Here is a 25289-nt window from a genome sequence, read left to right on the forward strand (position 1 = left end):
GGCGGTGCAGGCGTGGACGCAGCGCAGGGCGCGCTGGATCCAGGCGTCGGTGGTGGCGTGCGTGGTGATCGGCAGCACGAGGACCACGGCCAGCAGGGCGCCCAGGGCGCCGACACCGGTCTCCGCGAGCCGTACGCCGAGCAGGGCGGGGTCGAGGACGCCCAGAAGCCCGTACAGGAGCTCGGCGAGCAGGGTGACCGAGAGCATCATCCACGTGTACGACACGGCGGCCGAGTAGAAGATGCCGAACACGCATACGGCGACCAGCACTGCCGTGGGGACGGCGGCGCCCGCCACCGGAACGGCGACTGCGAGGCCCAGCGCGATGCCGAGCACCGTTCCGAGGACGCGGCGGAAGCCGCGGACCAGGGTCTCGCCGCGCGAGGTGGTGTTCACGAAGATCCACCAGGTGGCGCCGACGGCCCAGTACCAGCGGTCCCCGGACACCAGCTGCCCCATGACCAGTGCGAAGCCGGCGGCGACCGTCGCCTGGACGGCCTGACGGGTGGTGGCGCGGGCCAGGCCGCGTTCGCCGGTGGGCGCGAGGGGGACCGGGGGCGGGGGCGTGCGGCGCTCGTAGCACCACAGTCCGAAGCGCACCGCCGAGGCGGTGAGCAGAGACAGGAGGACAGCGCCGTACAGCTCGGGCAGTTGTGCCGGAACGGCGTGCAGGAACTGGGCGACGAAGAAGGTCATGAACGCGAAGACGCCCAGGCTGTGGCCGCGCGGGCCCCAGCGGCGCGCGTACACGCCGGCGCCGACGACGGTGAGCAGGGCGAGGCCGCGGGCGACCGGGTGGTCGTGGAGCCCGGCCGCGGCGGCGAGGACCGGGAGGCCGGCAGCGGGCAGCAGTGCGGTGGTGACCGCCTGCCCGCGCACCGTGGCGTCGGTGACCGTGAACAGGGCGAGCATCGCGGCGAGTCCGCCGGTCACGGCCCCGGTGAGCGAGTACCCGGCGAGACCGCAGACGGTGACGGCCAGGCCGACGCCGAGCACGGCCCGCACGGCGAAGCGCAACCGGGCACGGCCCGGGTCCGGCGCCATGAACACCCTCTTCAGCACTGCTGGCCCGCCCCCACTGCAATCGGCATGAGAAAGGCGCCACGGAGTCCGCGGCGCCATCGACAGGCACATTGCAGCACTTCCGCCACGACCGGCTCAAGTCAGGGCGAATACGCTGGGCCATTGGCACAGACATATCGGTCCGCAGGTGTCCACCGTCGAACCAACGGACCAGGTGACCGACGGACCAGGTACACGAGGAGGGCGACACCATGGCCGTGGACGAGCTGGACACCCGGATCCTGCGGCTGCTGCTGGAACAGCCCCGCAGCAGCGTCCGCGAGTACGCCCGGGTCCTCGGCGTCGCGCGCGGCACCCTCCAGGCCCGCCTGGACCGTCTCGAACGGGACGGCGTGGTCACCGGCACGGGTCCTTCCCTGTCCCCCGCCGCGCTCGGCCACCCCGTGCTCGCGTTCGTGCACATCGAGGTCACCCAGGGCCATCTCGACGAGGTCGGGGACGCGCTGGCGGGCGTGCCGGAGATCGTCGAGGCGTTCTCGATCGCCGGCGGCGGTGATCTCCTGGCGCGGGTAGTGGCCCGCGACAACGCCCATCTGGAGGACGTGATCCAGTCGCTGATCAGCGTGCCCGGCGTGGTCCGCACCCGCACGGAGGTGGCCCTGCGCGAGCGTGTCCCGTACCGACTGCTGCCCCTGGTGGAATCGATCGGCCGCACGATCGCCGGTTGATCACCACTCCTGACCGCACGCGCGGCGCGGTTCCGTGCCCGGCTTCCAGGTCTCGGCGAGCTGCTACGACTTGCGGCGGGGCTTCCCCTGGCGGGCACCGCCGGTCTTGCCTGCGCCGCCGCGGGCGCCCCTGCCCGCCGATCCGCCCTTACCCGCGCCCCCGCCTCCGCCCCGGCCCGCCGACCTTCCGGCGGCGGGCTTGCGTGCCGTGCCCTCCGCACCGGCACGCTTCTTCGCCTTCGGCTTCGGCTGCTCCGCCTCGGGCTCCTGGCGGCGTCCGCGTGAGCTGTTGACGGTGCGGCCCCGCACGATGCCGATGAAGTCCTCGACCAGGTCGGTCGTGCGGTCCTCCGGCCAGGACAGTGCGACCTGGGACTCGGGCGCGTCGGTGACCGGGCGGTAGGTGAGGTCCTTGCGGTGGTGGAGGCGGGCCAGGGACTGGGGGACGACGAGGACGCCGATCCCGGCCGCGACCAACTCGACGGCGTCCTCGGTGGTCGCTGGGCGCTCGATCGCGGGGAGACCGGGGAGGCTCGCCCAGCCGAGGGTGTCGTCGAGGGGGTGCAGCACGATGTCGTCGGCGAGGTCCTCGGCGGTCACCTCGTCGACGGCGGCGACGACATGGTCCTTGGGGACCACGACGACCGACGTCTCGGTGTAGAGGGGGATCGCGCTGAGCACCGTACGGTCGACCGGCAGGCGGACGAGGGCCGCGTCGGCGTCACCGGCGAGCATCAGGTCGCTCGCCTCGGCGGCGGACACCTGGAGCAGGGTCAGGGGGACGTCGGTTCGCCGCTCGTTCCAGATCCGCACCCACTTGGCGGGGATCACTCCGGGGACGTACGCGAGCCGGAACGCGGGGGAATCTACCGAGCCAGTCACCGCGCCAGGCTACCTGCAGTACTCCTCGCGCCGTGCTGCCCGCCCTGTCGGCGGTGCTCCCCGCCCCGCCCCTCGTGGTCGGCGCTGGTTCATACGCTCGATACCCTTGACACCATGACGACGCACCAGACCTCCCAGACCATGAAGCCCGCGACCGCGGCGAAGAAGCTGGGTGTGTACCTCCAGGCCACCCCCGCCGAGTTCCAGGAGGGTGTCGTCACGCGCGCCGAGCTCACCGCGCTGCAGGCCGACCCGCCGGAGTGGCTGCGCGACCTGCGCCGCGACGGCCCGCACCCCCGTCCGGTGGTCGCGGCGAAGCTGAGCGTCTCCATCGCGGGGCTCGCCCGCGGCGGGGTCACCGAGGCCCTCACCACCGAGCAGATCGAGGCCCTGAAGCAGGAGGCCCCCGAGTGGCTCCGGCACGAGCGCGCCGTGCAGGTCGATGTCCGCAAGGAGTCGGCGCGCATCAAGGAGCTGCACCAGGAGCAGCAGGAGAAGCGGGCGAACCAGGGCAGGTAGCCGTCCGTCCCGCTCAGTACCGGAGCCGGTCGAACCTGAACGGCGCGAGGGCGTCGGGACGGTCGCCGGTGCGGATGTACTCGGCGAGGTGGTGGCCGGTAACCGGGCCCAGGGTGACGCCGAGCATGCCGTGGCCGGTGGCCGCGTAGGCGTTGCCGTACCCGGGGAGACGGTCGATCACCGGGAGTCCGTCGGGGAGGAACGGCCGCCCACCCACCCAGGGTTCGCGGATCAGGCTCACCAGGTCGTCCGGGTCGTCGAACCAGGGGCCGAGATAGTGGCGGCTCGCGCGTGCCACGGCGACGATTCTGCGCCAGTCGAGCCGGTTGTTGTTGCCGCTCAGCTCCATGGTGCCGCCGATACGCGTGGTGCCGCCGATCGGTGAGGCGACGGCCCGGCGTTCGCCGAAGTACAGGGTGTGCCGGGGTGCCGGGTCCAGGTCGACGGAGAAGCTGTAGCCCTTGCCCGCCTGCAGCGGCAGCCGGTGTCCCAGGGACCGCAGCAGGGCGGGTGAGCGCATGCCGGCCGCGACGACGACCGTCGAGCAGGGGATGTCGCCCTGGTCCGTTGCCAGAGCGGTGACCTGCCCTCCGCCGGTGCGGAACCCCGTCACCTCGGCGTTCTCGTGGACCTTCACTCCGGCCGCGGCGAGCGCCTCGCCGAGCCCTCGGGCGAACGCCTCAGGGTCGACCACCCCTTCCCCCTCGACGCGGTAGGCCGCGCGCACCCGGGGTGACAGCGCCTCGTCGAGCAGGTGGGCCTCGGCGCCCGTGGTGACGTCCTCGGGCATCGGATAGTGGCCGTCCGCCATCTCCCGCTGGACCGCGAGGTGGTGCCGGGCCTCGGCCGGGGACAGGAACGCGTGCACCATGCCTGGCCGGGTGAGAGTCGTGTCCACACCCGCCTCGCGCAGACCGTCGAAGAGGTCGAAGGTGGGCCGGTTCAGCTCGGCCATCGCCTCGTAGCCACGCCGGAACGCGGCCGGTGTGCTGCTGCGCCAGAACCGCCACAGCCAGCGGACGAACGCCGGATCGGGCAGTGGCCGTAGATAGAGCGGGGAGTCGGGCCGGCCGAGTGAGCGCAGGGCGTAGCGCAGCATGCCGGGGGCGGGGACGGGTGTGGAGTGGCTGAGGCAGACCCAGCCCGCGTTGCCCCGGGACACGCCCGAGCCGAGGCCGCGCCGCTCGACGACCACGACCGGGAGGCCGGCCGCGGCCAGGTAGTAGGCGGTGCACAGGCCCACGACGCCGCCTCCCACGACGGCGACGGGGCTGTCCGGAACGCCGGTCATGAGGTGGTGCCGTACGACGCGAGGAACTCCCGGGTGCGGGTCTGCGCGGGGGCGCCCAGGACGTCCTCGGGGCTGCCTTCCTCGACGATCCGGCCGCCGTCGACGAAGACGACATGGTCGGACACCTCGCGGGCGAAGGGCAGTTCATGGGTGACCAGCATCATCGTCATTCCGTCGGCGGCGAGTTCCCGCATCACGCTAAGTACCTCCCGGGTGGCCTCGGGGTCCAGGGAGGACGTGGGTTCGTCGAAGAGCAGCAGCTCGGGTTTGAGAGCCAACGCCCGTGCGATGGCGACGCGTTGCTGCTCACCGCCGGAGAGCTGGTCGGGCAGGGCGAGCGCGCGGTGGGCGACCCCGACCCGGCGCAGCAGCATGACAGCGCGCTCCAGTGCCTCCGACTCCGGTGTTCCCGCCCTGCGTTGGGCCAGGACGACGTTCTCCACGGCGGTGAGGTGGGGGAACTGCGCGGAGTGCGCCCCGGTGTGACATTGCCGCTGGTGACCGGCGGCCAGGCGGTGGGCACCGTCGGCATCACCGGAACTCCCGCCCAGGTGCGCCGGTTCGGACTACTGGTGAAGCGCCAGACGGAGATCCTGCTCAGGGAGTCCGTCATGCTGCGCTCCCGGCTGCTCGCCGAGCGGGCCGCGGAGACCCTGCTCGCCGACATCGCCAGTTACGACCCCCAGGTCGTCGAGGGCGACTTCCTCGTGTTCCGGGCCGCCGAACTCGGCTTCGACCTGCGGCTGCAGCGGGTCGCGGTGGCGATCGAGGTGAGCGTGCCGGCCACGGGAGCCCGCCGCCAGGGCGCCCCGACCCGGGACATGGCGCTGGTCCGCTCCGAGTTGCTGCGCACGGTCCGCGAGGTCTTCGCCGACCCACAGGACGTCGTGGCGTCCACGGCTCCCGGGTGGATCGGGGTACTGCGCCGCCTGCCGGCCCGGGCGGAGGTGGCTTCCCTGGTCGCCGACTGCCGGCGGATCACCGACGTCATCGCCGCGCAGGACGGGCTCACCGCCCGCGTGGGGATCGGGGAACCGGCCGTCTCCGTCTCCGGTCTGCGCGACTCCTGGCAGGACGCCCGTGACGCGCTGCGCCTCGGCGCCCGGGTGACGGACGAAGCGAGATGGGGGTCCCCCCGCCCGCAGGGTGGGGCAGGATCCCGGGTGCATCTGATCGCCGAACTGCGCGTCCATCAGGTCCTGGCGGCGGTCAACCAGCCGGCCCGTCGGCGCCTCGTCGAACTGACCGCCGCGAGTCTGCGGGCCCAGCCGGACTGGCCGGTGCTGCGGGACACGATCACCGCCTGGTGCGAGAGCGGGTTCAACCTCGTCCGGACGTCCGCCGCTCTGCACATCCACCGCAACACCGTCGTCTACCGGATGAACAAGATCGAGCAGATCACCGGCCGCCCGCTGCGCCAACACCGGACCACCATGGCCCTGTACCTCGCCTGTCTGGCCGACGAACTGGGCGAGGGCGCCACCCCCGACGAAGGGTGACGCCCCCGGAGCCGTGCTCCCGCCGCTATCCGGCGGACTCCCCCGCTGTGGGCTTCCGCGAGGCCGCCATGGCGTCGTCGACGTCCGTCAGGGGACGCAGCCGGTAGCTGTACGAGTAGTCGCGGTTGGCGAAGAGCTTGTACTCGTCGTGGGTGTGCGCGCCCCAGCTGTTGTCGCCGCCGACACCCATCTGGCGGTGGCTCAGCCGCAGGACGACCTCGTCGCGCGGGGTGAGCTGGTAGTCGTGGCGCGCCCCGACCGACAGGTCCTCCGGTGTGAAGTGCGAGGCGTTGACCTCAAGGAGCGGTTCGGCGGAGACCAGCAGGCCGGCGCCCTTGCGGTCCGTCAGGGCGATCCAGCGGACGTCGGTCTTGTTGCCGTTCTCCTGCGGGCGCAGATAGCCGCTCCACTGCCCGTCGACGGTGCCCGAGTAGAGGCCCACGTCGGTGGAGTTGTTGCGGTCCCAGTGGTTCTCCTCGGGGCCGCGGCCGTAGTAGTGCAGCCTGTCCAGGCGGCCGGGCAGGAGGAGCAGGTTGCCGACCTCCGGGATGTACGGCAGTGAACTCGCCCCCGGGTGAAGGGTGTTGTCGACCTTGATCTCGCCGTTGCCGAAGACGGTGTAGGTAGTGGTGTACGTAGATGCCGGCGTCGTCGGCAGTGTGCCGGTGACCTTGATCTCGACGGCCCGGTCCCGCAGGGCGCGGACGCTCACGCCGGTCACCGCACGCCGGGCACCCGCGTCGCGCCAGATCTGGTTGCGGGTGTGCTGGCCGTTGCCCCGGTCGTTGTCGGTGGGCGCCCGCCAGAAGTTCGGGGTGGGCCCGGAGGCGATCAGCCGGGTACTGCCCGCCTTGTACGAGGTGATGGTGCCGGTCACCTTGTCGACGGTGACCGAGAAGGACTTGCCCTTGACGGTGACCGAGGCGTCCCCGTCCTCGTGACGCAGCGTCGGGACACTGGTCAGCGGCCTGGGCGTGACGGCGGGGCTGCCCGCGTCGAGGGCGAGCTGCTGCCGGGCCACCTCGAAGCCGGCCTTGGCCCACTTCGTGCTCTCCCTGGTGGTGAAGGACAGTTCCAGGAAGTACTCCGCGCCGGGTGCCGGGTCGGCCGGCAGTACGAAAGGCACGGTGATGGACTTGGTGGACAGGGGCGCGACGTCGAGCTGGGCACGGGTCAGCTTTCCGCGCCGGACAACCTCTCCGTCGGCGACCAGTTCCCAACGCCCGTCGAATTCCCGGAGGTTGGTGAAGAGGTACTCGTTGGTGAGGGTGACCGCCCCCGGTGTCGTACCCGACGTGATCTGCACCGCCTGGTAGATCCGCTTGACCTCGGCGGACTTGCCGGTGAGCCCGCGGTCGGCGGTGATGATGCCGTCCCCGGCGAAGGCCCCGTCGTTGGGGTTGTCGCCCCAGTCGCCGCCGTAGGCGTAGAACGTCTTGTCGCGGGGCCGCTTCTCGGTGAGGCCGGCGCTGGCGGCGTCGAACCAGAACCGTACGCCGTCGTCGCCGGGGCCCCGGCTGTCGGAGGCCAGCTCGGCGGCGCTCAGCGCGCGGGCGTAGACGCAGGCCCGCCGGATGGTGCCGCTGAACTCGCGGGTGGGGTTGTCGATGTCGGTGGCGAGCGCGAGGGACGCGGTGTTGTTGCTGGGCCGCTGGGTGGTGTTCCTGGTGGCCCGGGCCACGCCGTCGACGTGGAGGGTCAGCGTGCCCGCCGCCGCGTCGAAGACACCGGCGATGTGGTGCTCCTTGCCGGTCCAGTCGTCGGGCAGTGCCCACCATGCGCTGATCCACTGGCCGCCGCCGTAGATGAAGAACTCCAGGCCCTTGTCCGACTGCTTCAGGGCGTACTGGGTGTCGCCCTTGGCGATGATCGGCTGGTGGTAGCCGAGGAAGTGCGGGGTGATCCACGCCTCCAGGGTCAGGGACCCGGTGAGGTCAAGGCGCTCGTCGCGGGCGAAGACGGTGCCGCCGGAGACGCCCTGGTCGCGGGTGAAGGTGCCGGCGGGGGCGATGATCTCGCCGTGGAGCGCGGCGGGCCCGGTCTCGGTGAGCAGCTTGCGCGTCGGGGTGGGCCAGCTGAGGGCCTGGTCGACGAAGTCCCAGATCCAGCCGCCCTGGAGGACCGGGTAGCGGCGGACGAGGTCCCAGTACTTCTTGAAGTTGCCGTTGGAGTTACCCATGCCGTGGGAGTACTCGATCATCACGTACGGCCGGGTGTCGCTGGTGTCCTTCGCGCGCTGCTCGACGCGGGCGGGGCTGTCGTACATCTCGGAGCGGATGTCGCTGATCCCGGGACGGTCGTCGCCCTCGTACTGGATGACCCGGGTGGTGTCGTAGGAGCGGATCCACTCGTACATGGCGTTGAACGTGCTCCCGCCGCCCGCCTCGTTGCCGAGGGACCAGATGACGACGGAGGCGTGGTTCTTGTCCCGGTGGACCATGTTCTGGGCGCGGGCCACGCACGCCGTGGTCCACTCGGAGTGGTTTCCGGGGTACTCGCCGCGGACGCCGTGGGTTTCGAGGTTGGTCTCGTCCACGAGGTACAGGCCGTACTCGTCGGCCAGTTCCAGCCACTGCGGGTTGTTCGGGTAGTGCGAGGTGCGGACGGTGTTGATGTTCAGCCGTTTGATGATGCCGATGTCCTGGACCATGTCCGCCCGGGTGAGGGCCGAGCCATGGACGGGGTGCATCTCGTGCCGGTTGGTGCCCCGGAAGGAGACCGGCTTGCCGTTGATGCGCATCAGCCCGTCCTTGAGGGCGAACTCGCGCAGGCCGACCCGGTGGGAGAGGGTCTCGATCACCTTGCCGGCCGGGTCACGCAGGCGGAGCACGGCGGTGTAGAGGTTCGGGTGTTCGGCCGACCACAGGCGCGGCGCGGGCACGGCCTTCGTGGCCTGTACGGACCTCTCCTCGCCGGCGGCGAGCGCGACGGTCTGCTGGAGCGGACGTGACCAGACCGGGTGCCCGCCGGCGTCGTACAGCTGTGTCTCGACGGAGTAGCCGCCGGCGCCCTTGCCGCCGTAGTCCCGCACGTTCGCGGTGACGGACAGTTCGGCCGCCGTGTAGTCGTCGCTCAGCGGGGTGTCGAGGCGGAAGTCGCGCAGGCGCACGGCCGGGGTGGAGTACAGGTACACCGAGCGGAAGATGCCGCTCAGCCGGATCATGTCCTGGTCCTCCATCCAGTCGCCGTCGGAGTAGCGGTAGACCTCCACGGCTATCTGGTTGGTGCCCGGCTTCAGGTGCTTGGTGATGTCGTACTCGGAGGGGTCGTACGAGTCCTCGTGGTAGCCGACGAGCGCGCCGTTGATCCACACGTAGTGGGCCGACTTGACGCCCTCGAAGTGGAGGAACGTCCGCCGTCCCGACCAGTCGCGCGGGAGCGTGAAGGTGCGTCGGTACTGGCCCACGGGGTTGTGGACGGTGGGCGCGGCCGGCGGCTGCACGTCCTCGCCCCGGCCGTTGGCGCCCCACCAGGGGTAGTCGCTGTTGATGTAGATCGGGCTGTCGTACCCGTGCAGCTGCCAGGCGGAGGGCACCGGGATGGTGTCCCAGGCGCTGTCGTCGACGTCGGTGCGGTAGAAGTCGGTGTCCCGGTCGTCGGGTCGGTCGACGTACGCGAACTTCCAGGTGCCGTCGAGGCTCTGACGGTACGGGGAGCGGGTGCGGTCGGCGGTGAGGGCCTGGGCGACGGTCGCGTAGGGCATCAGCGTGGTGTGCGCGGGTTCGGTGCCGACGCGGAAGACGTCGATGTGGCCGTTCCACTCGGGGGTGACGTCCGACGCGTCCGCAGCGGCAGCCCGGTGTGCGGCGGCCGGTCCGGACAGGGCGAGCGCGCCGAGGACGGCGGCTCCGCCCTCCAGGAGACGGCGGCGGCTGACGGCGAACTCGTGGGGGTGGGGCATGACCGTGGCCTTCCTCGGTACGACAGGGCGCTGTTCGGACTGAGGGTGCGTCAGATCGTGTTCGTTACTGTTGACAATCGACCCGGAATCCGGCAGCGCTGTGGTCATCGGTGACGGCTCAACTCACCGGGGCGGTGCAGGAGTTGATATTGAGTCAGCACACAACTGCTGGTGACAGTGGGAGCTGCCGAGCCAGGCTCACCCTAGGACTTACAACACAGCCGAGGCAATAATTTTGTCTGACTCTGTTTGATCCTGATGGCTCACTCGACGAACAACGCCCGCGCCGCGGCCCGCGCGTCGAACTCCTCCAAGTGGGCCTGCGCGTCCGGCAGGGCGTCGCACACGGCCTCCAGGAGGACCTGCCCCAGCAGCATCGGAGCGCTCACGGTGTCGAACACCAGGCCGGTGCCCACGGCCGCCGGAAGCAGCAGATCGCTGTGCGCGGCCACCGGGGCGAAGGTGCCGTCGGCGATCGTCACCACCGTCAGCCCCGCGTCACGGGCGTGGGCGAGGGCGTCGAGGACCTCGCGCGGATGGCGCGGCAGCGCGAAGCACAGCAGCGCGCTCGCACCGGCCCGCCGGGCCGCGTCGATCCGGTCGGCGAGCAGCGAGCCGCCCTCGTCGAGGAGTCGTACGTCGGGATGGACCTTGGCCGTGAAGTAGGCGAAGCCCCGCGCCTGGGCGGCGGAGGCGCGCAGCCCCAGCACCGGCAGGGGACGGGAGGCGGCCAGCAGTCGTCCCGCGCGCTCCACGGGCGCGGGGTCGGCGAGCAGGGACGCAAGCTGCCGCAGGTTGTCGATCTCGGCCTGTACGGCCTGCTGGTAGGGGTTGCCCGCCCGCTCCCGTGCTTCCGCACCGGCGGGCGCGACCTCCCGCAGATGTCTGCGCAGGGCCGGATATCCGTCGAAGCCCAGAGCGACCGCGAACCGTGTCACGGACGGCTGGCTGACACCTGCCAGCCGGGCCAGCTCCACGCTCGACAGGAAGGGCACGTCCGCCGCCTGCCGGACCAGACAGTGCGCGATACGGCGCTGTGTCGGGGTGAGCCGGCGTCCCTCGAAGAGGCGGTGCAGTGGTACGGAGGAGCCGGTCCCCCCGGCCGGGTCGGTGCCGACGCCGTCGCTCATCCGCTCCCCAGCCGGTCCTGATCGGTCCCTCTCCCCTGCCCGGCGTACCGGACGGAGGAGAGGGCGGACGGTACTGCCACAGCCCGACCGGGTCAGCTCACGAGGCCGGTGCTCGTCAGCCATTCCTTGGCGACGGCGCTGGAGTCCTCCTTGTCGTTGACGAGCTTCTTCATCATCTCCAGCAGGTCCTCGGTGGTGAGCTTCGCCGAGAGGGCGTTGAGCGCCGACTTGGCCGTGTCGTTGACCGCCGACTTGTAGACCAGGGGCGTGACGTTCTGCGAGGAGAACAGGTTCTTCGGGTCCTCCAGGACCACCAGCTTGTCCTCGACGATGGCGGGGTCGGTGGTGTAGAGGTTGGCGGCCTGCACGTCGTTCGACTTCAGCAGCTTCACCAGGGTGGTCTGGGCACCCGCGTCCAGCGGCTGGAACTTCCCGAACTCGACCCCGTAGACCGTCTTCAGGCCGACCCCGCCCTGGGTGCGGGTCTTGAACTCGGAACCGGCCCCGAGCGTCATGTCCTTGGCGACGGGCTTGAGGTCGGCGAGGGTCTTGAGCTTGTACTTGGCGGCGATCTCGGAGGTGACGGTCACCGAGTCCTTGTCCTCGGCCGCGGCGGAGTCGAGGATCTCCACCGACGACGGGAGCTTCGCCTTCAGCTCGGCGTTGACCTGCTCGGTGCTGGTCGCGGTGCTCTTCTTGTCGACGGCCACCGACAGCAGGGCGCCGTTGTACTCCGGGAAGACACCGATGCCGCCCTTGACGACCTGGTCGTAGTAGACCTCGCGGGCGCCGATGTCGAACTTGCGGGTCACCTTCAGGCCCTTGGCCTCCAGCGCCTGGGCGTAGATCTCGGCGAGCAGCTGGTTCTCGGGGAAGTTCGCCGAGCCGACGACGATGGTTTTCCCGCCGCCCCCGCTGTCGCCGGTCAGCGGATTGCTGTCACTGTCGCCGCCTCCACCGCAGGCGGTGAGCGAGAACGCGGCGATCAGGCCGAACGCCGCGCCACGGTAAATGCCTCGGACGGTGCTCATGGGGTGTTTCCTCTCTCGGAGCCCGGAAGCTCGGAAATCAACGGTTCGACGTGTTCGAGGGGTTCGAAGTGTTCGTAGTTTTTCAAGGGACCAAGGGGTTTCGAGGGATTCGAAGGCTCATGGTTTGGACGCCGAGACCTGAAGGCCCGGCGAGACGATGACGCGCTGGAGCGCGGTGAAGGCGACCTGGACGACCAGAGCCAGGGCGACGACGACCGTCGAGCCGCCGATGACCAGTTCGTAGTCGTTGCGGGCGAGACCGTCGACGATGTAGCGGCCGAGGCCCCCGAGACCGGGGTAGGCGGCCACGGTCGCGGTGGCCACGACCTGGATGGCGGCGACCCTGAGGCCGAGCAGGATCAGTGGCAGCGCCATCGGCACCTCCACCCGCACCAGGACCTCCCACTCGGTCATACCGACCCCGCGCGCCGCGTCCCTGGTGTCGGGGTCCACACCCCGGACGCCCTCGAAGGTGTTGATGAGGATGGGCGGGACCGCGAGGGCGACCAGCGCGACCAGTACGGGCGTCGTGCTGAGCCCGGCGAGGGTGACGACGAGGACCACCAGACCGAAGGTGGGGATCGCCCGCGCCAGGTTCGCCACGCTGGCCACGGCGAACGCCCCACGGCCGGTGTGCCCGACGAGGAGCCCCAGGGTCAGCCCGATGAGGGCGGCGAACAGCAGGGACAGACCGCTGTAGATGAGGTGTTCGAGGAGCCGATGGGGGATTCCGTCGTCTCCGTGCCACTGCTTCGAGGACGTCAGCCAGTCCCCCACGAGCCGCATCTGGTTCAGGAAGTCGTTCACGGCGCCGTCACCTTGTTCCGGGACCACGGGGTCAGCAGCCGCTGCGCCAGGACCAGCAGGGCGTCTGTGGCGAGTGCGAGCAGCATGATCAGCACGATCGCCGTGATGATGGGAGTCGGGAAGTCGAGTTGGAGGCCACGGGTGATGTAGTACCCGAGTCCGCCCTGTCCGATCAGCTGTCCCACCGCTACCAGGCTGATGGACGACACGGCCGCCACACGGACCCCCGCGATGACGACGGGGACGGCGATCGGCAGTTCGACCTGGACGACACGTCTGACGGCGCCGAATCCCATCGCGGTGGCCGCGAGCCGGACCGGTTCGGGGACCGAGGCCAGCCCGTCCACGACGTTGGGCACCAGCACCGACAGCGTGTAGATCGTCAGCGGGATCATGACTGTGCGTTCGGTGAGCCCCGTGTACCTGACGAAGATCATGAACAGGGCCAGCGACGGGATCGAGTACAGGATGTTGGCCACGGTCAGCACCGGTGGGTAGAGCCAGCGCCAGCGGTGGCAGAGGATGCCGAGGGGCACGGAGATGATCAGCCCGAACAGCACCGGCAGCAGGCCGAGTCTCAGATGGATGCCGGTGTAGTCGGCCAGTTCACCGGCGTGATCACCGATCCACTGCCACCGGATCAGCGGCTCGTCGTCACTCATCGTTCGTCACCGTCCGTCCCGGCGGCGCCCGCCTGCGTCCCGGCGGCGTCCGCCGTGCCCGCGGACAGCTCGTGGGCGTCCGCGACTCCGGCCACCGCGCCGTGCGCGTCCACGCCCACCGCGAGCCGGGCGGGTGAGAGGAGCGCCGAGTCGAGGGCGGCCCGTGCCGAGTCGCCGACGAGGCTGAAGGTGTGGCCGAGCGGTGCCAGCGTCGCGTCCGCGAGCGTGCCGCTCGCCGGCAGGTCGGCGACCTCGGCCCAGCCGAGCGGCCGGCGGGCGTCGTCGACGACCAGGACCCACGGCTCGCCGCCCGTCCGCGCCGACGCCACGGAGGAGGTCGCCGGCAGCACCGGACCGTCGCGCAGCGGCACATCGGCCGCGTTCACGAAGGACAGCCGGCGGATACCCCGGTCGTGCCCCACGAAGTCGGCCACGAAGTCGTCGGCGGGATCGGCGAGCAGCCGTTCGGGCGTGTCGAACTGCGCCAGCCTTCCGCCGGTCCGGAACACCGCGATGTTGTCGCCGAGTTTGATCGCCTCGTCGATGTCGTGCGTGACGAAGACGATCGTCTTGTGCAGTTCCTTCTGGAGCCGGATGAACTCCGCCTGGAGTTCCGCCCGGACGATCGGGTCGACCGCGCTGAACGGCTCGTCCATCAGCAGTACGGGCGGATCGGCGCCCAGCGCTCTGGCCACGCCGACGCGCTGCTGCTGCCCGCCGGAAAGCTGGTTGGGATAGCGCTTGGCCATCTCGCCCGGCAGCCCCACCAGTTCGAGCAGTTCCGCCGCCCGTGCCCGCGCCTTCTTCCGGCTCCAGCCCAGCAGCAGCGGAACGGTGGCGATGTTGTCGAGGATGGTGCGGTGCGGGAACAGCCCCGCGTGCTGGATCACGTACCCGATACCGCGGCGCAGCTCGGGGGCGTTGACCTCCCGGATGTCCTTGCCGCGCAGACTCACCGTCCCTGCCGTGGGCTCCACCATACGGTTGACCATGCGCAACGTCGTGGTCTTGCCGCAGCCGGACGGACCGACCAGGACCGTGATGCCGCCCTCGGCCAACTCCAGCGACAGTTCGTCCACCGCCGTCGTCCCGTTGGGATAATTTTTGCTCACCGCGTCGAATCTGATCAAAGCTGCCCCTTACCCGACTGCATATGGTCATGCAGAGTTATCGGTGACTGAATGACAGTCAATGCCCATCTGTAAACGGCACGTTACAGTCACGCCAAATCAGGCCAGGGACGTCCGAAACACACGGGAGCCACCCCCATGGAACCGGTCTGGTTCACCTTTCTGAACGGCTCGGACATCGTGCGGCTGGAGCTGACCGACACCGAGATTCTCGCCGCCGTGGAGGAGGGACTGCGTGCCCAGGGGCAGGGCGAGACGGTGATCGAGCCGCGCGTCCACCTCGTGCCCGATGCCGCGTTCAACGGCCACTTCAACGTGCTGCGCGGCTATGTCGCTCCGCTCTCGCTGGCCGGGGTCAAGATCGTGGGTGACTTCGTCGGCAACTACCGGGCCGGGCTGCCCTCCGAGATGGCCCTGCTCAACCTCTTCGACCCGCGCACCGGTATGCCGGTGGCCGTCGTCGACGCGACCGCCCTCACCGAGATGCGGACGGGTGCGCTCACCGCGCTGGGGGCACGTCACCTGGCCCGCCCCGACTCCAGGGTGCTCGGCCACATCGGCGCCCGCGCCACCTCGTACTGGAACGTCCGTCTCCTGGACCGGATTTTCGACCTCACCGAGATCCGAGTCCACTCACGCCGCCCGGAGAGCCGCGAGGCCTTCGCCGCGCGTCTGGAGCGGGACCTCGGGAAGACGGTCGTCGTGACGGAGGACTGGCGGAGCTGCGTGGAAGGCGCGGACATCGTGGTGGAGGCGTCCCGCCTCGAACACCCGGAGCCGTTGCTGAGGACGGATTGGATCGCCCCCGGCGCCCTGGTCGTGCCCTACGGGACGAACAGCGCGGTCGAGCTGAGCCTGACGGACATCATGGACAAGATCGTCGTCGACGACTGGGGGCAGGCTCAACAAGTCCAACCTGTACGGGGAGTTGGGTGAGATCGTCGCCGGCCGCAAGCCCGGTCGGGAGAGCCCCGGGGAGACGAACCTGTTCTGGCACCGCGGACTCTCCCTCTCCGACATCGCGTTGGGCGCCGCCATGCTGAGGAAGGCCGAGGAACGCGGCCTCGGCCAGAAACTCCGCTTCTCATGAGGGGCATCGGCGACGGTAGTGGCACCAACTTCGGCACCGGCAGCACGGAGGTCGTCGTCGACGGTCGGACGTTGTCGTACGCCGATGTCGTCGCCGTCGCCCACCACGGCGCCCACGTCACCCTCGCGGACGACGTGTCGCCCCGGCTGGAGCGCGAACGGGCCGTCGTCGACGACATCGTCGACCGCCAGGTACCGACATACGGCCTGACGACAGGGCTAGGCACCCGCTCCTCCTACGCCCTCCCACGCGCCGAGCTGGACGCGTTCAGCGTCCGTACGGTCCGGGGACGGGCGAACGCGGTCGGCGATCCCCTGCCGGTCCCCGTCGTCCGCGCCGCCCTCCTCGCCCGGGTGAACGGCCTCTCGGGCGGCGGCAGCGGAGTCCGGCCCCAGGTCCCGGCGTTGCTCGTGGCGATGCTCAACGCGCGGGTGCATCCCGTGATCCCGGAGGTGGGCTCGATCGGCGCCTCCGACCTGTGCCAGCTGGCGCACGTCGGCCTGGTCGTCATCGGCGAGGGCAGCGCCGAGTTCGGCGGGGAGGTGCTCGACGGCGCCACTGCGCTGCGGCGGGCCGGTCTCGCGCCGGTCGGGCTCGGCCCCAAGGACGGGCATGTGCTGTGCAGCGCGAGCCCGCTGGCGGCCGGGCAGGGCGCCCTCGCCCTGCACGAGGCCGCCGCGCTCCTCGCACTGGCCCAGGCGGTCACGGCACTGACCTACGAGGGTTTCCGGGCCAACACGAGCCCTCTCGACCCACGGGTACTGGGCCTGCGTGCCGCCCCCGGCCAGGCCCGGGCCGCGCGTGAGCTGCTCGCCCTGCTGGACGGCGGCGAGCTGGGCGATCCACGGAACGCCCGGCGGGTCCAGGACCCCGTCAGCCTGCGCTGCGCCGCCCAGGTGCACGGCGCCGCCTACGCCGCCCTGGAGTTCGCCGACGCCGCCCTGGATCCGGAACTGAACGGCTGTGGCGACAATCCGGTGGTGCTGCCCGACACCGGCGAGATCCTCTCCTCCGGCAACTTCCACACCCCGGCCCTGGCTCTCGCTCTCGACACCCTCGCGCTGGCCCTGGCCCAGACGGCGGCGGTCTCGGCCGAGCGGATGCGCCGGCTGCTCGATCCCGCCGTCAGCGGACTGCCCGCGAACCTCTCCCCGCACGGGCCCGAGCGCTCGGGCTTCGCTCCCCTGACCAAGACGGCGCAGGCACTCGTCGCCGAGATCCGTATGCTCTCCGCGCCCGTGTCCACCGACCCGCGCCACGGTGCGGACGCCGTCGAGGACGACTCGACGAACGCGGCGCTCGGAGCCCGCCGACTGGCCACGATCCTCGACCGGCTGCGGCTTCTGCTCGCCGTGGAGGCCGTGGTCGCCGCCCAGGCGGTGGACCTGGCGGCGCCGCCCGCCCTGGGGCGCGGACCCCGGCTTCTGCACCGGGCGATCCGGGCGGCCGTGCCCCGCCTCGACGACGACCGGCCCTGCGGGGTGGACGTGGAGGCGGTGAGTCACGGCATCCTGGGGTCCGACGACGTCCGGCACGCGCTGCGCGCGTTGCTGGGAGAATCGTCATCCCCGGCGGGAGGAACGTCATGACCAGCGTCGACGTGCACCAGCACCTGTGGACCCCCTCGCTGGTGGCAGCCCTGCGCTCCCGCCGCGAGCCACCGTTCCTGGACGGCTGGACCCTGCATCTGCACGGTGAGCCGCCCTACGCGATCCCGCCCACCGATCACGACATCGCCGGCCGCGCCGAACTCGCCGCCGCCGACGGCCTCGGCCGGGTACTCGTCTCGCTGTCCGCCCCGATCGGCGTGGAGTGGCTGCCCGCCGCCGAGGCCCGTCCCCTGCTGGACGCGTATCACGAAGGATCGGCCGCACTCCCGAAACCGTTCGACGCCTGGGCCGCAGCCTGCGTACGGGACATCGATGCCGGCGCGACGGCCAAGGACCTCGACCGGGGGTTCGCCGGCCTCCAGCTCCCGGCGAACGCGCTCGCCGACGCGGCGGGTTACGCGCGGTGCGCCCCGCTCCTCGACCTGCTCGAAGAACGCGACCTGCCGCTGTTCGTCCACCCGGGACCGGCGGCCGGCGAACCGGAGGGGCCCGGCTGGTGGCCCGCGATGGTCCCGTACGTCCAGCAGATGCACGCCGCCTGGTTCGCCTTCCGTGCCTTCGGCCGGCCGCGCCATCCGCACCTGCGCGTGTGCTTCGCCCTGCTGGCCGGGCTCGCTCCGCTGCACGGGGAGCGCTTCACCGCCCGGAGCGGTGGCTCGGAGCCCGGCACGGACCCGGGCGTCTTCGTCGACACCTCGTCCTACGGCCCTCGTGCCGTCGACGCGATCGTCCGTGCCCTCGGTAGCGGCGCCGTCGTCCAGGGTTCGGACCGGCCCTACGCGGAGCCGCCGCTGCACCCCGGTTTCGGCCTGGGCGGAGCGGCGGCGTACGCCTTCCGCATCGCCAATCCGAGGCGGCTGCTCACCGGCAAGTGAGAGCGAAACATTTCGACGTGACAAGCGAATGATGCGAGAGGTATTGACGCGCCCCACGCACTCCCTAATATCCAAGACGTCCACAAGAGCGGCCGATGTTCGACATGGCGAACATCGAGAGCTCGACCATCCCCCGCCTGATCCCGCACACCTCTTAGCCCCCAGACAAGAGGAGCGCCAACATGTCATGGCTTCTTCAAATCCATTCCCGGCGCAGGAAAGCGCACCCGCTCGGCGCCACGGTCCTGTTGGCCGCGACCGCGCTGATGGCGACCGGCACCGCCACGGCCGTGCCCGGAACCGAGGCCCCGACCAAGGCCGCGTCGGACGTCCGGGCCACCACTCTGGGCGCCCAAGCGGCCCAGTCCGGGCGGTACTTCGGGACGGCCGTGGCGGCCGGCAAGCTCGGCGACACCACGTACACGAACATCCTGAACCGTGAGTTCAACATGGTCACGCCCGAGAACGAGCTGAAGTGGGACACCACGGAGCGCTCACGCGGCTCGTTCAACTTCGCCCCCGGTGACCGGATCGCCAGTCAGGCCTCGTCGCACGGCCAGCGTCTGCGCGGACACACCCTGGTCTGGCACTCCCAACTGCCCAGCTGGGTCAGCTCCATCACCGACGCGAACACCCTGCGCAGCGTGATGAACAACCACATCACCACCGTGGCGAACCACTACAAGGGCAAGGTCTACGCCTGGGACGTCGTCAACGAGGCGTTCAACGACGGCGGGAGCGGCACGCACCGCTCCTCGGTGTTCCAGAACCTGCTGGGCGACGGCTTCATCGAGCAGGCCTTCCGCACCGCGCGGACGGCCGACCCGGCCGCCAAGCTCTGCTACAACGACTACAACATCGAGAACTGGACCGCCGCGAAGACGCAGGGCGTCTACCGCATGGTGCGTGACTTCAAGGCGCGGGGCGTACCCATCGACTGCGTCGGCTTCCAGGCGCACTTCGGCACCGGTGGCCCTCCGTCGAACTTCCAGACCACACTGTCGAGCTTCGCGGCGCTCGGTGTGGACGTACAGATCACCGAACTCGACATCGCGCAGGCGCCGTCGGCCGCGTACACGAACACCGTCCGGGCGTGTATGAACGTGGCGCGCTGCACCGGGATCACGGTGTGGGGCATCCGGGACAGCGACTCGTGGCGCAGTGGGGAGAACCCACTGCTGTTCGACGGCAACGGCAACAAGAAGGCGGCCTTCCAGGCGACGCTGACCGCGCTGGGCGGCAGCGCGGCGACGCGCGACGCGACCGCACCCCGGTCCGCCGCCGCGCTGCCCTCCAGCTTCTCCTGGAGTTCGAGCGGCGCGCTGATCGGCCCGAAATCGGACGCGACCCACAACATCGCGGGGATCAAGGACCCGACGGTCGTCTACTACAACGGCAAGTACCACGTGTTCGCCAGCACCGCGAGCGCCTCCGGGTACAACCTGGTGTACCTGAACTTCACCGACTGGTCGCAGGCTGCTTCGGCCACGCACCACTACCTGGACCGCACGGCGATCGGCACCGGCTACCGGGCCGCACCCCAGGTCTTCTACAACGCGCCGCAGAAGCTGTGGTACCTCGTCTACCAGACCGGCAACGCCTCGTTCTCCACCAACTCCGACATCAGCAACCCGAACGGGTGGAGCGCACCGCGCAACTTCTACTCGTCGATGCCGGACATCATCAAGCAGAACATCGGCAACGGTTACTGGGTCGACATGTGGGTGATCTGCGACAGCGCCAACTGCTACCTGTTCTCCTCCGACGACAACGGACACCTGTACCGCTCGCAGACCACCGTCGGCCAGTTCCCGGGCGGTTTCACCAACACGGTCATCGCGGCCCAGGACTCCAACAGGTACGCCCTGTTCGAAGCGGCCAACATCTACAAGGTCCAGGGCAGCAACCAGTACCTGATGCTCGTCGAGGCCATCGGCTCGGACGCCAGGCGCTGGTTCCGCTCCTGGACCACCGGCAGCCTCGCCGGCTCCTGGACTCCCCTCGCCGCCACCGAGAGCAACCCGTTCGCCCGCGCCAACAACGTCACCTTCCCCGCCGGGTCCTGGACCCGCGACATCAGTCACGGGGAGATGATCCGAGCGGGCTACGACCAGACGCTCACCATTCCGGCCTGCAGGCTGCAATACCTGTACCAGGGCATGAATCCCAGTGCCACCGGCGACTACAACACGCTGCCGTGGCGTCTCGGCCTGCTCACCCAGACCAACTCGAACTGCTGACGGGCCTCCGGTCCCGATGACGAGCCGGGGTGGCGGGTCCTACGACCCGGTGCCCCGGCTCACCTCGCGCTCGCGCAGGCCGCCCGGGTCGACGACCTCGCGGATGAGCCGCAGTTCGGTCTCGTCGGGCAGGCGGGTCTCGGGGGCGCCGGTCGCGTCGAGTTCGAAGCCGGTGCCGGCGTGGACCTCGTCCGCGGTGACGCCGGGATGCAGGGAGCGCACGCGCAGCCGCCCGTCGTCCCCGTAGTCGAGGACCGCGAGGTTGGTGACGACCACGCCCAGGTCGTGGAACCTCAGCCCTCTGGCGCCGCGCGCACGGTCGTTGCCCACACCGCAGACCACGTCGACCTTCTCGACGAAGACCTTCGGGGTGTGCCGGGCCACCCAGTAGTCGGTACGGTGGTTGGCCGTGTTGCCCGGAGCGCCGCGCACGCCGATGAGCTGGCGCGTGGGACGACGCCAGTCTCCGATCAGGGAGATGTTCTGGTTGCCGTACCGGTCGATCTGGCTGGCGCCCATCATGCTCTGCCGGCGGCCACTGGCGACGATGTCGAAGACCCGCCGGTACGGCACCCAGCCCTCGACCACTCCCCCGTCCGCGGCGGTCCGCCCCAGCGGCGGCGGGTCGCTCATGAAGTAGGCCTCGCCGTCGGTCAGTACGAGGTCCGGGCTGGTCGTCAGCCGGGCGAGGCGCGCTCCGATCGAGGGCAGTACTCCGGCCGTGTGCGCGAGCACCTCTCCGGCCCCGCGCCACGCGTCCGCGCAGGCGGCGGCACACACCTCGGCCCGGGTGATCTCCGTCATCGCCCCTCCTCCTGCCCAGCGCGGTGCGCATGGAACTCCGCCACCGCCTCCTGGTACGCCTGTTCGTCGCCGTCGAGGAACGTCTTGTGGAACAACTTCCAGGAGTCGGCGTCGCGCGCCGCCGACGCGTAGTGCGCCTGGAAGGCCTCGTCCCGCCCGTAGTCGGGGTCGCAGGAGGTGAAGTGGGCGCCGCGGGGCGCCTCGATGACACCGTTGACGAAGAGACGGCTGATCAGCAGTGACTGCGCGGGTCCGGAGGCGAGCAGGTCCTCCGGGGCGACGATCCGCTCGGCGCTCACATAGCACCGGTCGGCCGCCATCGCGAACAGGTCGTCGAAGTACGGATCGGGGCCCAGATACTGGGCGTTGCCCGCCCGGTCGGCACGGTTGACGTGCACCAGGGCGACGTCGAGCCGCAGCGCCTTCATCGCGACGTACTCCTCGTCGTCGTACGGGGAGGCGATCGTCACCAGGTCGGGGTTCATCGTGAGGACGTCGGAACCGAGGCCCGCGCGGGTGGGCAGGAAGGACAGCCGGCTCGCGGCGGCCCGCAGCCCGGTGACGAACATGCCCTCGTCGTACTCGGCGGTCTCCACGTCGCCCCGTTCCCGTACGGCGCGGAAGTGCGGGTCGAGGGCGATGCTGTCCAGCGAGACGAAGCCGTAGACGAGCTTGCGGACCCTGCCCGCCGCGCACAGCAGCCCCACGTCCGGGCCGCCGAAGGTGACGACGGTCAGATCGCGTACGTCGGCGCGCAGGAGCCCGCGCACCAGTGCCATCGGTTTGCGCCGCGATCCCCAGCCGCCGATACCGATCGTCATGCCCGACTCGACGGTGCCGGCGAAGTCCTCCAGGGACATCGACTTGTCACCCATGGACTGTTCCTCCCACGCTCTCACCCATACGGAGTCTTACCTAGCAAACAATTGTTAGGTTACGTTGGCTCGACCGACAACCCCCTCGGAAACCTGACCCGAGGATTCGTCCCCGCCCCGGCAGTGGCGCGAGAAGGAGACCCGGCATGAGCGCTCCCACCGCCCCCGTCCACCCCGCTCTGCACACCGCGCTGTGCGACCTGGTCGGCGTCCGCCACCCCATCGTGCAGACCGGCATGGGGTATGTCTCCGGCCCGGAACTGACGGCCGCCACCGCCGCGGCCGGCGGGCTCGGCATCCTGGCCGGCGCGACGCTCTCCCTCGACGAGACCCGGGACGCCGTCCGTGCCGTCCGGGAGCGCACCGACGCGCCCTTCGGTGTGAACATGCGCGGCGACTCACCCGACGTCCTGGAACGCGGCGCCCTCCTGGTGCGCGAGGGCGTGAAGATCGCGTCCTTCGCCCTCGCGCCCCCCGAACGCGTCGTCCGCGAGCTGAAGGACTCCGGGCTCGTGGTCATCCCGTCCGTCGGGGCCCGCCGCCACGCCGAGAAGGTCCAGGCGTGGGGGGTGGACGCCGTCGTCGTCCAGGGCGGTGAGGGCGGCGGCCACACCGGGGGCGTACCCACCTCGATCCTCCTCCCGCAGGTCGTGGACGCCGTCGACATCCCGGTCATCGCGGCCGGCGGGTTCCGCGACGGGCGGGGGCTGGTGGCCGCGCTCGCCCAGGGGGCCGTCGGCATCGCGATGGGCACACGGTTCCTGCTGACCAGCGACAGCACCGTGCGCGACTCGGTCAAGGCCGAATATCTGGGGCGGGGCGTCGCCGACACCGTCGTCACCCCGGTCCTCGACGGCATCCCCCAGCGCGTGCTGCGGACGGAAGCGGTGGAACGGCTGTTGCGGGAGCGGGCGCCCGCGCGACTCGTCCGTTCGCTGCGGCACGCCGTCGCGTTCCGGAAGGTCTCCGGTACCCCGTGGTCCGCACTGGTCCGCGAGGGACTGGCGATGCGCCGCAGCCATGAACTGGGCTGGTCCCAGGTCGTGATGGCGGCGAACACCCCGATGATGCTGCGCGCCGCCATGGTCGACGGGCGGACGGACCTGGGCACCCTCGCCTCCGGCCAGGTCGCGGGCGTGATCGACGACCTGCCCAGCTGCGCCGAACTCGTCGAACGCATCATCGCGGAGGCCGACGCCGTCCTCACCCGCCTGACCACCGCCGGAGCGAAACGGTGACCACGGAGGGGCGCCCCGCGATCCGGCCCCGCGACACAGGAGGTCCCATGGGCACGGAAATCATCAGGACGGCCGTCGACGCGCGTGGCATCGCCGAGGTCGTCGTCGACTGTCCGCCGGTCAACGCCCTGCCGGTGGCGGGCTGGTACCAGCTGGCGGAGACGGTCGAACGGCTCGGCCGCGACCCGGATGTGCGGGTGGTGCTGCTGCGTGCCGAGGGGCGTGGTTTCAACGCCGGTGTGGACGTCAAGGAGTTGCAGGCCGACACCGGCCACGCGGCCGTCATCGGGGTGAACCGGGGCTGCTTCGCCGCGTTCGCCGCGGTCTACGACTGTGCGGTGCCGGTCGTCACCGCGGTCCAGGGCTTCTGTCTGGGGGGCGGGATCGGGCTGGTCGGCAACTCGGACGTGATCGTCGCGGCCGACGACGCGTACTTCGGACTGCCCGAGGTGGACCGCGGTGCGCTGGGCGCCGCGACCCATCTGTCCCGTCTCGTCCCGCAGCACCGGGCCAGGGCGATGATGTACACCTGCGCCACCGCGTCCGCCGCCGAACTGCACGCCTTCGGTTCCGTGCTGGACGTCGTCCCGGCCGACCGGTTGCGGGACCGGGCCCTGGAGGTCGCCGCCGAGATCGCCGGGAAGAACCCAGTGGTGATCCGTGCCGCCAAGGAGGCCTTCAACGGCATCGACCTGTGGGACGTCAAGCGCAGTTACCGCTACGAACAGGGCTTCACCTTCGAGATCAACCTCTCGGGTGTCGCCGCCGAGGTCCGCGACACCTTCGGCGGCCGTCCGGCCGGGGAGCGGTGAGCCATGGATCTCACCTGGAGTCCCGAGGAGGAGGCCTTCCGGCGGGAGGCGCGGGAATGGCTCGCGGCGAACGTGCCCAGAAGCCCGCTGCCGTCCGGTGACACCCGCGCGGGGTTCGCCGCCCATCTGGAGTGGGAGCGGGCACTGTTCGAGGCCCGCTGGTCGGTCGTGTCCTGGCCCGAGGCGTACGGCGGCCGGGACGCGTCGCTGTGGCAGTGGCTGGTGTTCGAGGACGAGTACCACCGGGCCGGAGCGCCCGCCCGGGTCACCCAGAACGGCATCTTCCTGCTGGCCCCGACGGTGTTCGCGTTCGGTACGGAGGAACAGCAGCGGCGCATCCTGCCGAGGATGGCCGCAGCCCAGGACCTGTGGGCGCAGGGCTGGTCCGAGCCCGGCGCGGGCAGCGACCTCGCCGGCATCCGCAGCCGGGCCGTCCGCGACGAGGGGGCCGGGGGCTGGCGGCTGACCGGCCAGAAGACCTGGACGACCCGCGGCGCCTTCTGCACACACCTGTTCGGCCTCTTCCGCACCGACCCGGAGGCGGAGCGCCACCGCGGCCTCACCTACTTCCTCGTCCCCCTGGACGCACCCGGTGTGACCGTCCGCGGCTTCGAACGCCTCGACGGCGACGAGGGGTTCGCCGAGGTCTTCCTCGACGACGTCCTCGTGCCGGACGCCGATGTGCTCGGCGGGGTCGGGGAGGGCTGGCGGGTGGCGATGGCGACGACCGGTTCCGAGCGCGGCCTGACCCTGCGCTCCCCCGGCCGCTTCCTGCACACCGCCGACCGGCTGCTCGATCTGGCGCGGGCGACCGGGCCGGGGGCGCACCGGGACCGGGTCGTTCAGTCGTGGATCGAGGCCCAGGCCTATGAGTTGTTCACCCTGGAACAGGTGACCTCGATCGTCGAGGGCCGGCAGATCGGCGCCGAGTCCAGCCTGAACAAGCTGTTCTGGTCCCAGCTCGACATCGCCCTGCACGAGACGGCTGCCGACCTGCTCGGTCCCGAGGCCGGGGTCGACGGGCCGTGGAGCCGGGGTTTCCTCTTCTCGCTGGCGGGCCCCATCTACGCCGGGACCAACGAGATCCAGCGCAACATCGTCGCCGAGCGGCTGCTCGGCCTGCCGAGGAGGTGACCGGAGGA

At 70.7% G+C, this 25289-nt stretch carries 23 protein-coding genes; 11 read left to right on the forward strand and 12 right to left on the reverse strand.

Annotation, left to right across the window (positions count from 1 at the left end; translation table 11 throughout):
* A partial coding sequence (locus STRTUCAR8_RS31200) for an FUSC family protein (protein WP_044473214.1) occupies nt 1-1062 on the reverse strand: 1062 nt, incomplete at its 3' end.
* Between the two features lie 212 nt (nt 1063-1274).
* Here STRTUCAR8_RS31200 and STRTUCAR8_RS31205 point away from each other — a divergent pair.
* The gene (locus STRTUCAR8_RS31205; RefSeq protein ID WP_006380154.1) at nt 1275-1751 is read left to right on the forward strand and encodes an Lrp/AsnC family transcriptional regulator; all 477 of its coding nucleotides are present in this window, start codon (nt 1275-1277) and stop codon (nt 1749-1751) included.
* A 63-nt stretch (nt 1752-1814) separates the two neighbouring features.
* On the opposite strand, the gene STRTUCAR8_RS31210 is transcribed toward STRTUCAR8_RS31205, so the two are convergent.
* Entirely contained in the window at nt 1815-2633 is an 819-nt protein-coding gene (locus tag STRTUCAR8_RS31210; RefSeq protein WP_006380156.1) for a LysR substrate-binding domain-containing protein, read from the reverse strand.
* 114 nt (nt 2634-2747) lie between these two features.
* Here STRTUCAR8_RS31210 and STRTUCAR8_RS31215 point away from each other — a divergent pair, with 114 nt between their 5' ends.
* Nucleotides 2748-3152, forward strand: coding sequence for a DUF5997 family protein (locus STRTUCAR8_RS31215; RefSeq protein WP_006380181.1), 405 nt, complete (start codon nt 2748-2750; stop codon nt 3150-3152).
* Nucleotides 3153-3165: 13 nt separating this feature from the next.
* Here the strand turns inward: STRTUCAR8_RS31215 and STRTUCAR8_RS31220 are convergent, their stop codons facing one another.
* Both STRTUCAR8_RS31220 and STRTUCAR8_RS31225 read right to left on the reverse strand, forming a co-directional pair.
* Nucleotides 3166-4443 (reverse strand): NAD(P)/FAD-dependent oxidoreductase, encoded by a 1278-nt coding sequence (locus STRTUCAR8_RS31220; RefSeq protein WP_006380169.1) that lies wholly within the window; start codon nt 4441-4443, stop codon nt 3166-3168.
* A complete protein-coding gene (locus tag STRTUCAR8_RS31225; RefSeq protein WP_006380164.1) occupies nt 4440-4886 on the reverse strand; it encodes an amino acid ABC transporter ATP-binding protein in 447 nt (148 codons plus the stop codon). Before STRTUCAR8_RS31225 ends, STRTUCAR8_RS31220 begins: the two co-directional genes overlap by 4 nt.
* 39 nt (nt 4887-4925) lie before the next feature.
* Here STRTUCAR8_RS31225 and STRTUCAR8_RS31230 point away from each other — a divergent pair, with 39 nt between their 5' ends.
* On the forward strand, nt 4926-5942 hold the full coding sequence (locus tag STRTUCAR8_RS31230; RefSeq protein ID WP_234372682.1) for a PucR family transcriptional regulator: 1017 nt from the start codon (nt 4926-4928) through the stop codon (nt 5940-5942).
* A 25-nt stretch (nt 5943-5967) separates the two neighbouring features.
* On the opposite strand, the gene STRTUCAR8_RS31235 is transcribed toward STRTUCAR8_RS31230, so the two are convergent.
* The 6 genes from STRTUCAR8_RS31235 to STRTUCAR8_RS31260 form a co-directional block, all read right to left on the reverse strand.
* Nucleotides 5968-9843, reverse strand: a complete 3876-nt coding sequence (locus tag STRTUCAR8_RS31235; protein WP_006380162.1) for a glycoside hydrolase family 2 TIM barrel-domain containing protein — start codon at nt 9841-9843, stop codon at nt 5968-5970.
* A gap of 263 nt (nt 9844-10106) precedes the next feature.
* On the reverse strand, nt 10107-10973 hold the full coding sequence (locus tag STRTUCAR8_RS31240) for a MurR/RpiR family transcriptional regulator (protein ID WP_006380168.1): 867 nt from the start codon (nt 10971-10973) through the stop codon (nt 10107-10109).
* 92 nt (nt 10974-11065) lie between these two features.
* On the reverse strand, nt 11066-12004 hold the full coding sequence (locus tag STRTUCAR8_RS31245; protein ID WP_006380185.1) for a glycine betaine ABC transporter substrate-binding protein: 939 nt from the start codon (nt 12002-12004) through the stop codon (nt 11066-11068).
* 117 nt (nt 12005-12121) lie between these two features.
* Entirely contained in the window at nt 12122-12811 is a 690-nt protein-coding gene (locus tag STRTUCAR8_RS31250; RefSeq protein ID WP_006380155.1) for an ABC transporter permease, read from the reverse strand.
* Nucleotides 12808-13473, reverse strand: coding sequence for an ABC transporter permease (locus tag STRTUCAR8_RS31255; protein WP_006380151.1), 666 nt, complete (start codon nt 13471-13473; stop codon nt 12808-12810). The genes STRTUCAR8_RS31250 and STRTUCAR8_RS31255 overlap by 4 nt, the downstream gene beginning before the upstream one ends.
* Entirely contained in the window at nt 13470-14603 is a 1134-nt protein-coding gene (locus STRTUCAR8_RS31260; RefSeq protein ID WP_006380184.1) for an ABC transporter ATP-binding protein, read from the reverse strand. The genes STRTUCAR8_RS31255 and STRTUCAR8_RS31260 overlap by 4 nt, the downstream gene beginning before the upstream one ends.
* Before the next feature lie 138 nt (nt 14604-14741).
* On the opposite strand from STRTUCAR8_RS31260, the gene STRTUCAR8_RS31265 reads away from it, so the two are divergent.
* The 5 genes from STRTUCAR8_RS31265 (at nt 14742) to STRTUCAR8_RS31280 (ending at nt 20418) form a co-directional block, all read left to right on the forward strand.
* Nucleotides 14742-15539: an ornithine cyclodeaminase family protein gene (locus STRTUCAR8_RS31265; protein WP_006380178.1), complete on the forward strand. Its 798-nt coding sequence runs from the start codon at nt 14742-14744 to the stop codon at nt 15537-15539.
* The gene (locus STRTUCAR8_RS55220) at nt 15532-15693 is read left to right on the forward strand and encodes a hypothetical protein (protein ID WP_006380174.1); all 162 of its coding nucleotides are present in this window, start codon (nt 15532-15534) and stop codon (nt 15691-15693) included. Before STRTUCAR8_RS31265 ends, STRTUCAR8_RS55220 begins: the two co-directional genes overlap by 8 nt.
* Entirely contained in the window at nt 15690-17282 is a 1593-nt protein-coding gene (locus STRTUCAR8_RS31270) for an HAL/PAL/TAL family ammonia-lyase (protein ID WP_006380187.1), read from the forward strand. Before STRTUCAR8_RS55220 ends, STRTUCAR8_RS31270 begins: the two co-directional genes overlap by 4 nt.
* Nucleotides 17279-18178 (forward strand): amidohydrolase family protein, encoded by a 900-nt coding sequence (locus STRTUCAR8_RS31275; protein ID WP_006380172.1) that lies wholly within the window; start codon nt 17279-17281, stop codon nt 18176-18178. Before STRTUCAR8_RS31270 ends, STRTUCAR8_RS31275 begins: the two co-directional genes overlap by 4 nt.
* Nucleotides 18179-18360: 182 nt before the next feature.
* A complete protein-coding gene (locus tag STRTUCAR8_RS31280; protein WP_006380165.1) occupies nt 18361-20418 on the forward strand; it encodes a glycoside hydrolase in 2058 nt (685 codons plus the stop codon).
* A 39-nt stretch (nt 20419-20457) separates the two neighbouring features.
* Here STRTUCAR8_RS31280 and STRTUCAR8_RS31285 read toward each other — a convergent pair whose 3' ends face one another.
* Both STRTUCAR8_RS31285 and STRTUCAR8_RS31290 read right to left on the reverse strand, forming a co-directional pair.
* On the reverse strand, nt 20458-21222 hold the full coding sequence (locus STRTUCAR8_RS31285) for a CoA-transferase subunit beta (protein ID WP_006380157.1): 765 nt from the start codon (nt 21220-21222) through the stop codon (nt 20458-20460).
* Nucleotides 21219-22097: a CoA transferase subunit A gene (locus STRTUCAR8_RS31290; RefSeq protein ID WP_006380159.1), complete on the reverse strand. Its 879-nt coding sequence runs from the start codon at nt 22095-22097 to the stop codon at nt 21219-21221. Before STRTUCAR8_RS31290 ends, STRTUCAR8_RS31285 begins: the two co-directional genes overlap by 4 nt.
* A 146-nt stretch (nt 22098-22243) precedes the next feature.
* On the opposite strand from STRTUCAR8_RS31290, the gene STRTUCAR8_RS31295 reads away from it, so the two are divergent.
* From STRTUCAR8_RS31295 to STRTUCAR8_RS31305, 3 genes are read left to right on the forward strand one after another with little or no spacing between them, the layout of a single operon-like run.
* Complete coding sequence (locus STRTUCAR8_RS31295) at nt 22244-23335, forward strand: NAD(P)H-dependent flavin oxidoreductase (RefSeq protein ID WP_006380148.1); 1092 nt, start codon at nt 22244-22246, stop codon at nt 23333-23335.
* A 47-nt stretch (nt 23336-23382) separates the two neighbouring features.
* Entirely contained in the window at nt 23383-24147 is a 765-nt protein-coding gene (locus STRTUCAR8_RS31300) for an enoyl-CoA hydratase family protein (protein ID WP_006380146.1), read from the forward strand.
* Nucleotides 24148-24150: 3 nt separating this feature from the next.
* Complete coding sequence (locus tag STRTUCAR8_RS31305) at nt 24151-25281, forward strand: acyl-CoA dehydrogenase family protein (RefSeq protein WP_006380182.1); 1131 nt, start codon at nt 24151-24153, stop codon at nt 25279-25281.
* Nucleotides 25282-25289: the final 8 nt, after the last annotated feature.

The organism is Streptomyces turgidiscabies Car8 (assembly GCF_000331005.1).
Taxonomy (GTDB): domain Bacteria; phylum Actinomycetota; class Actinomycetes; order Streptomycetales; family Streptomycetaceae; genus Streptomyces; species Streptomyces turgidiscabies.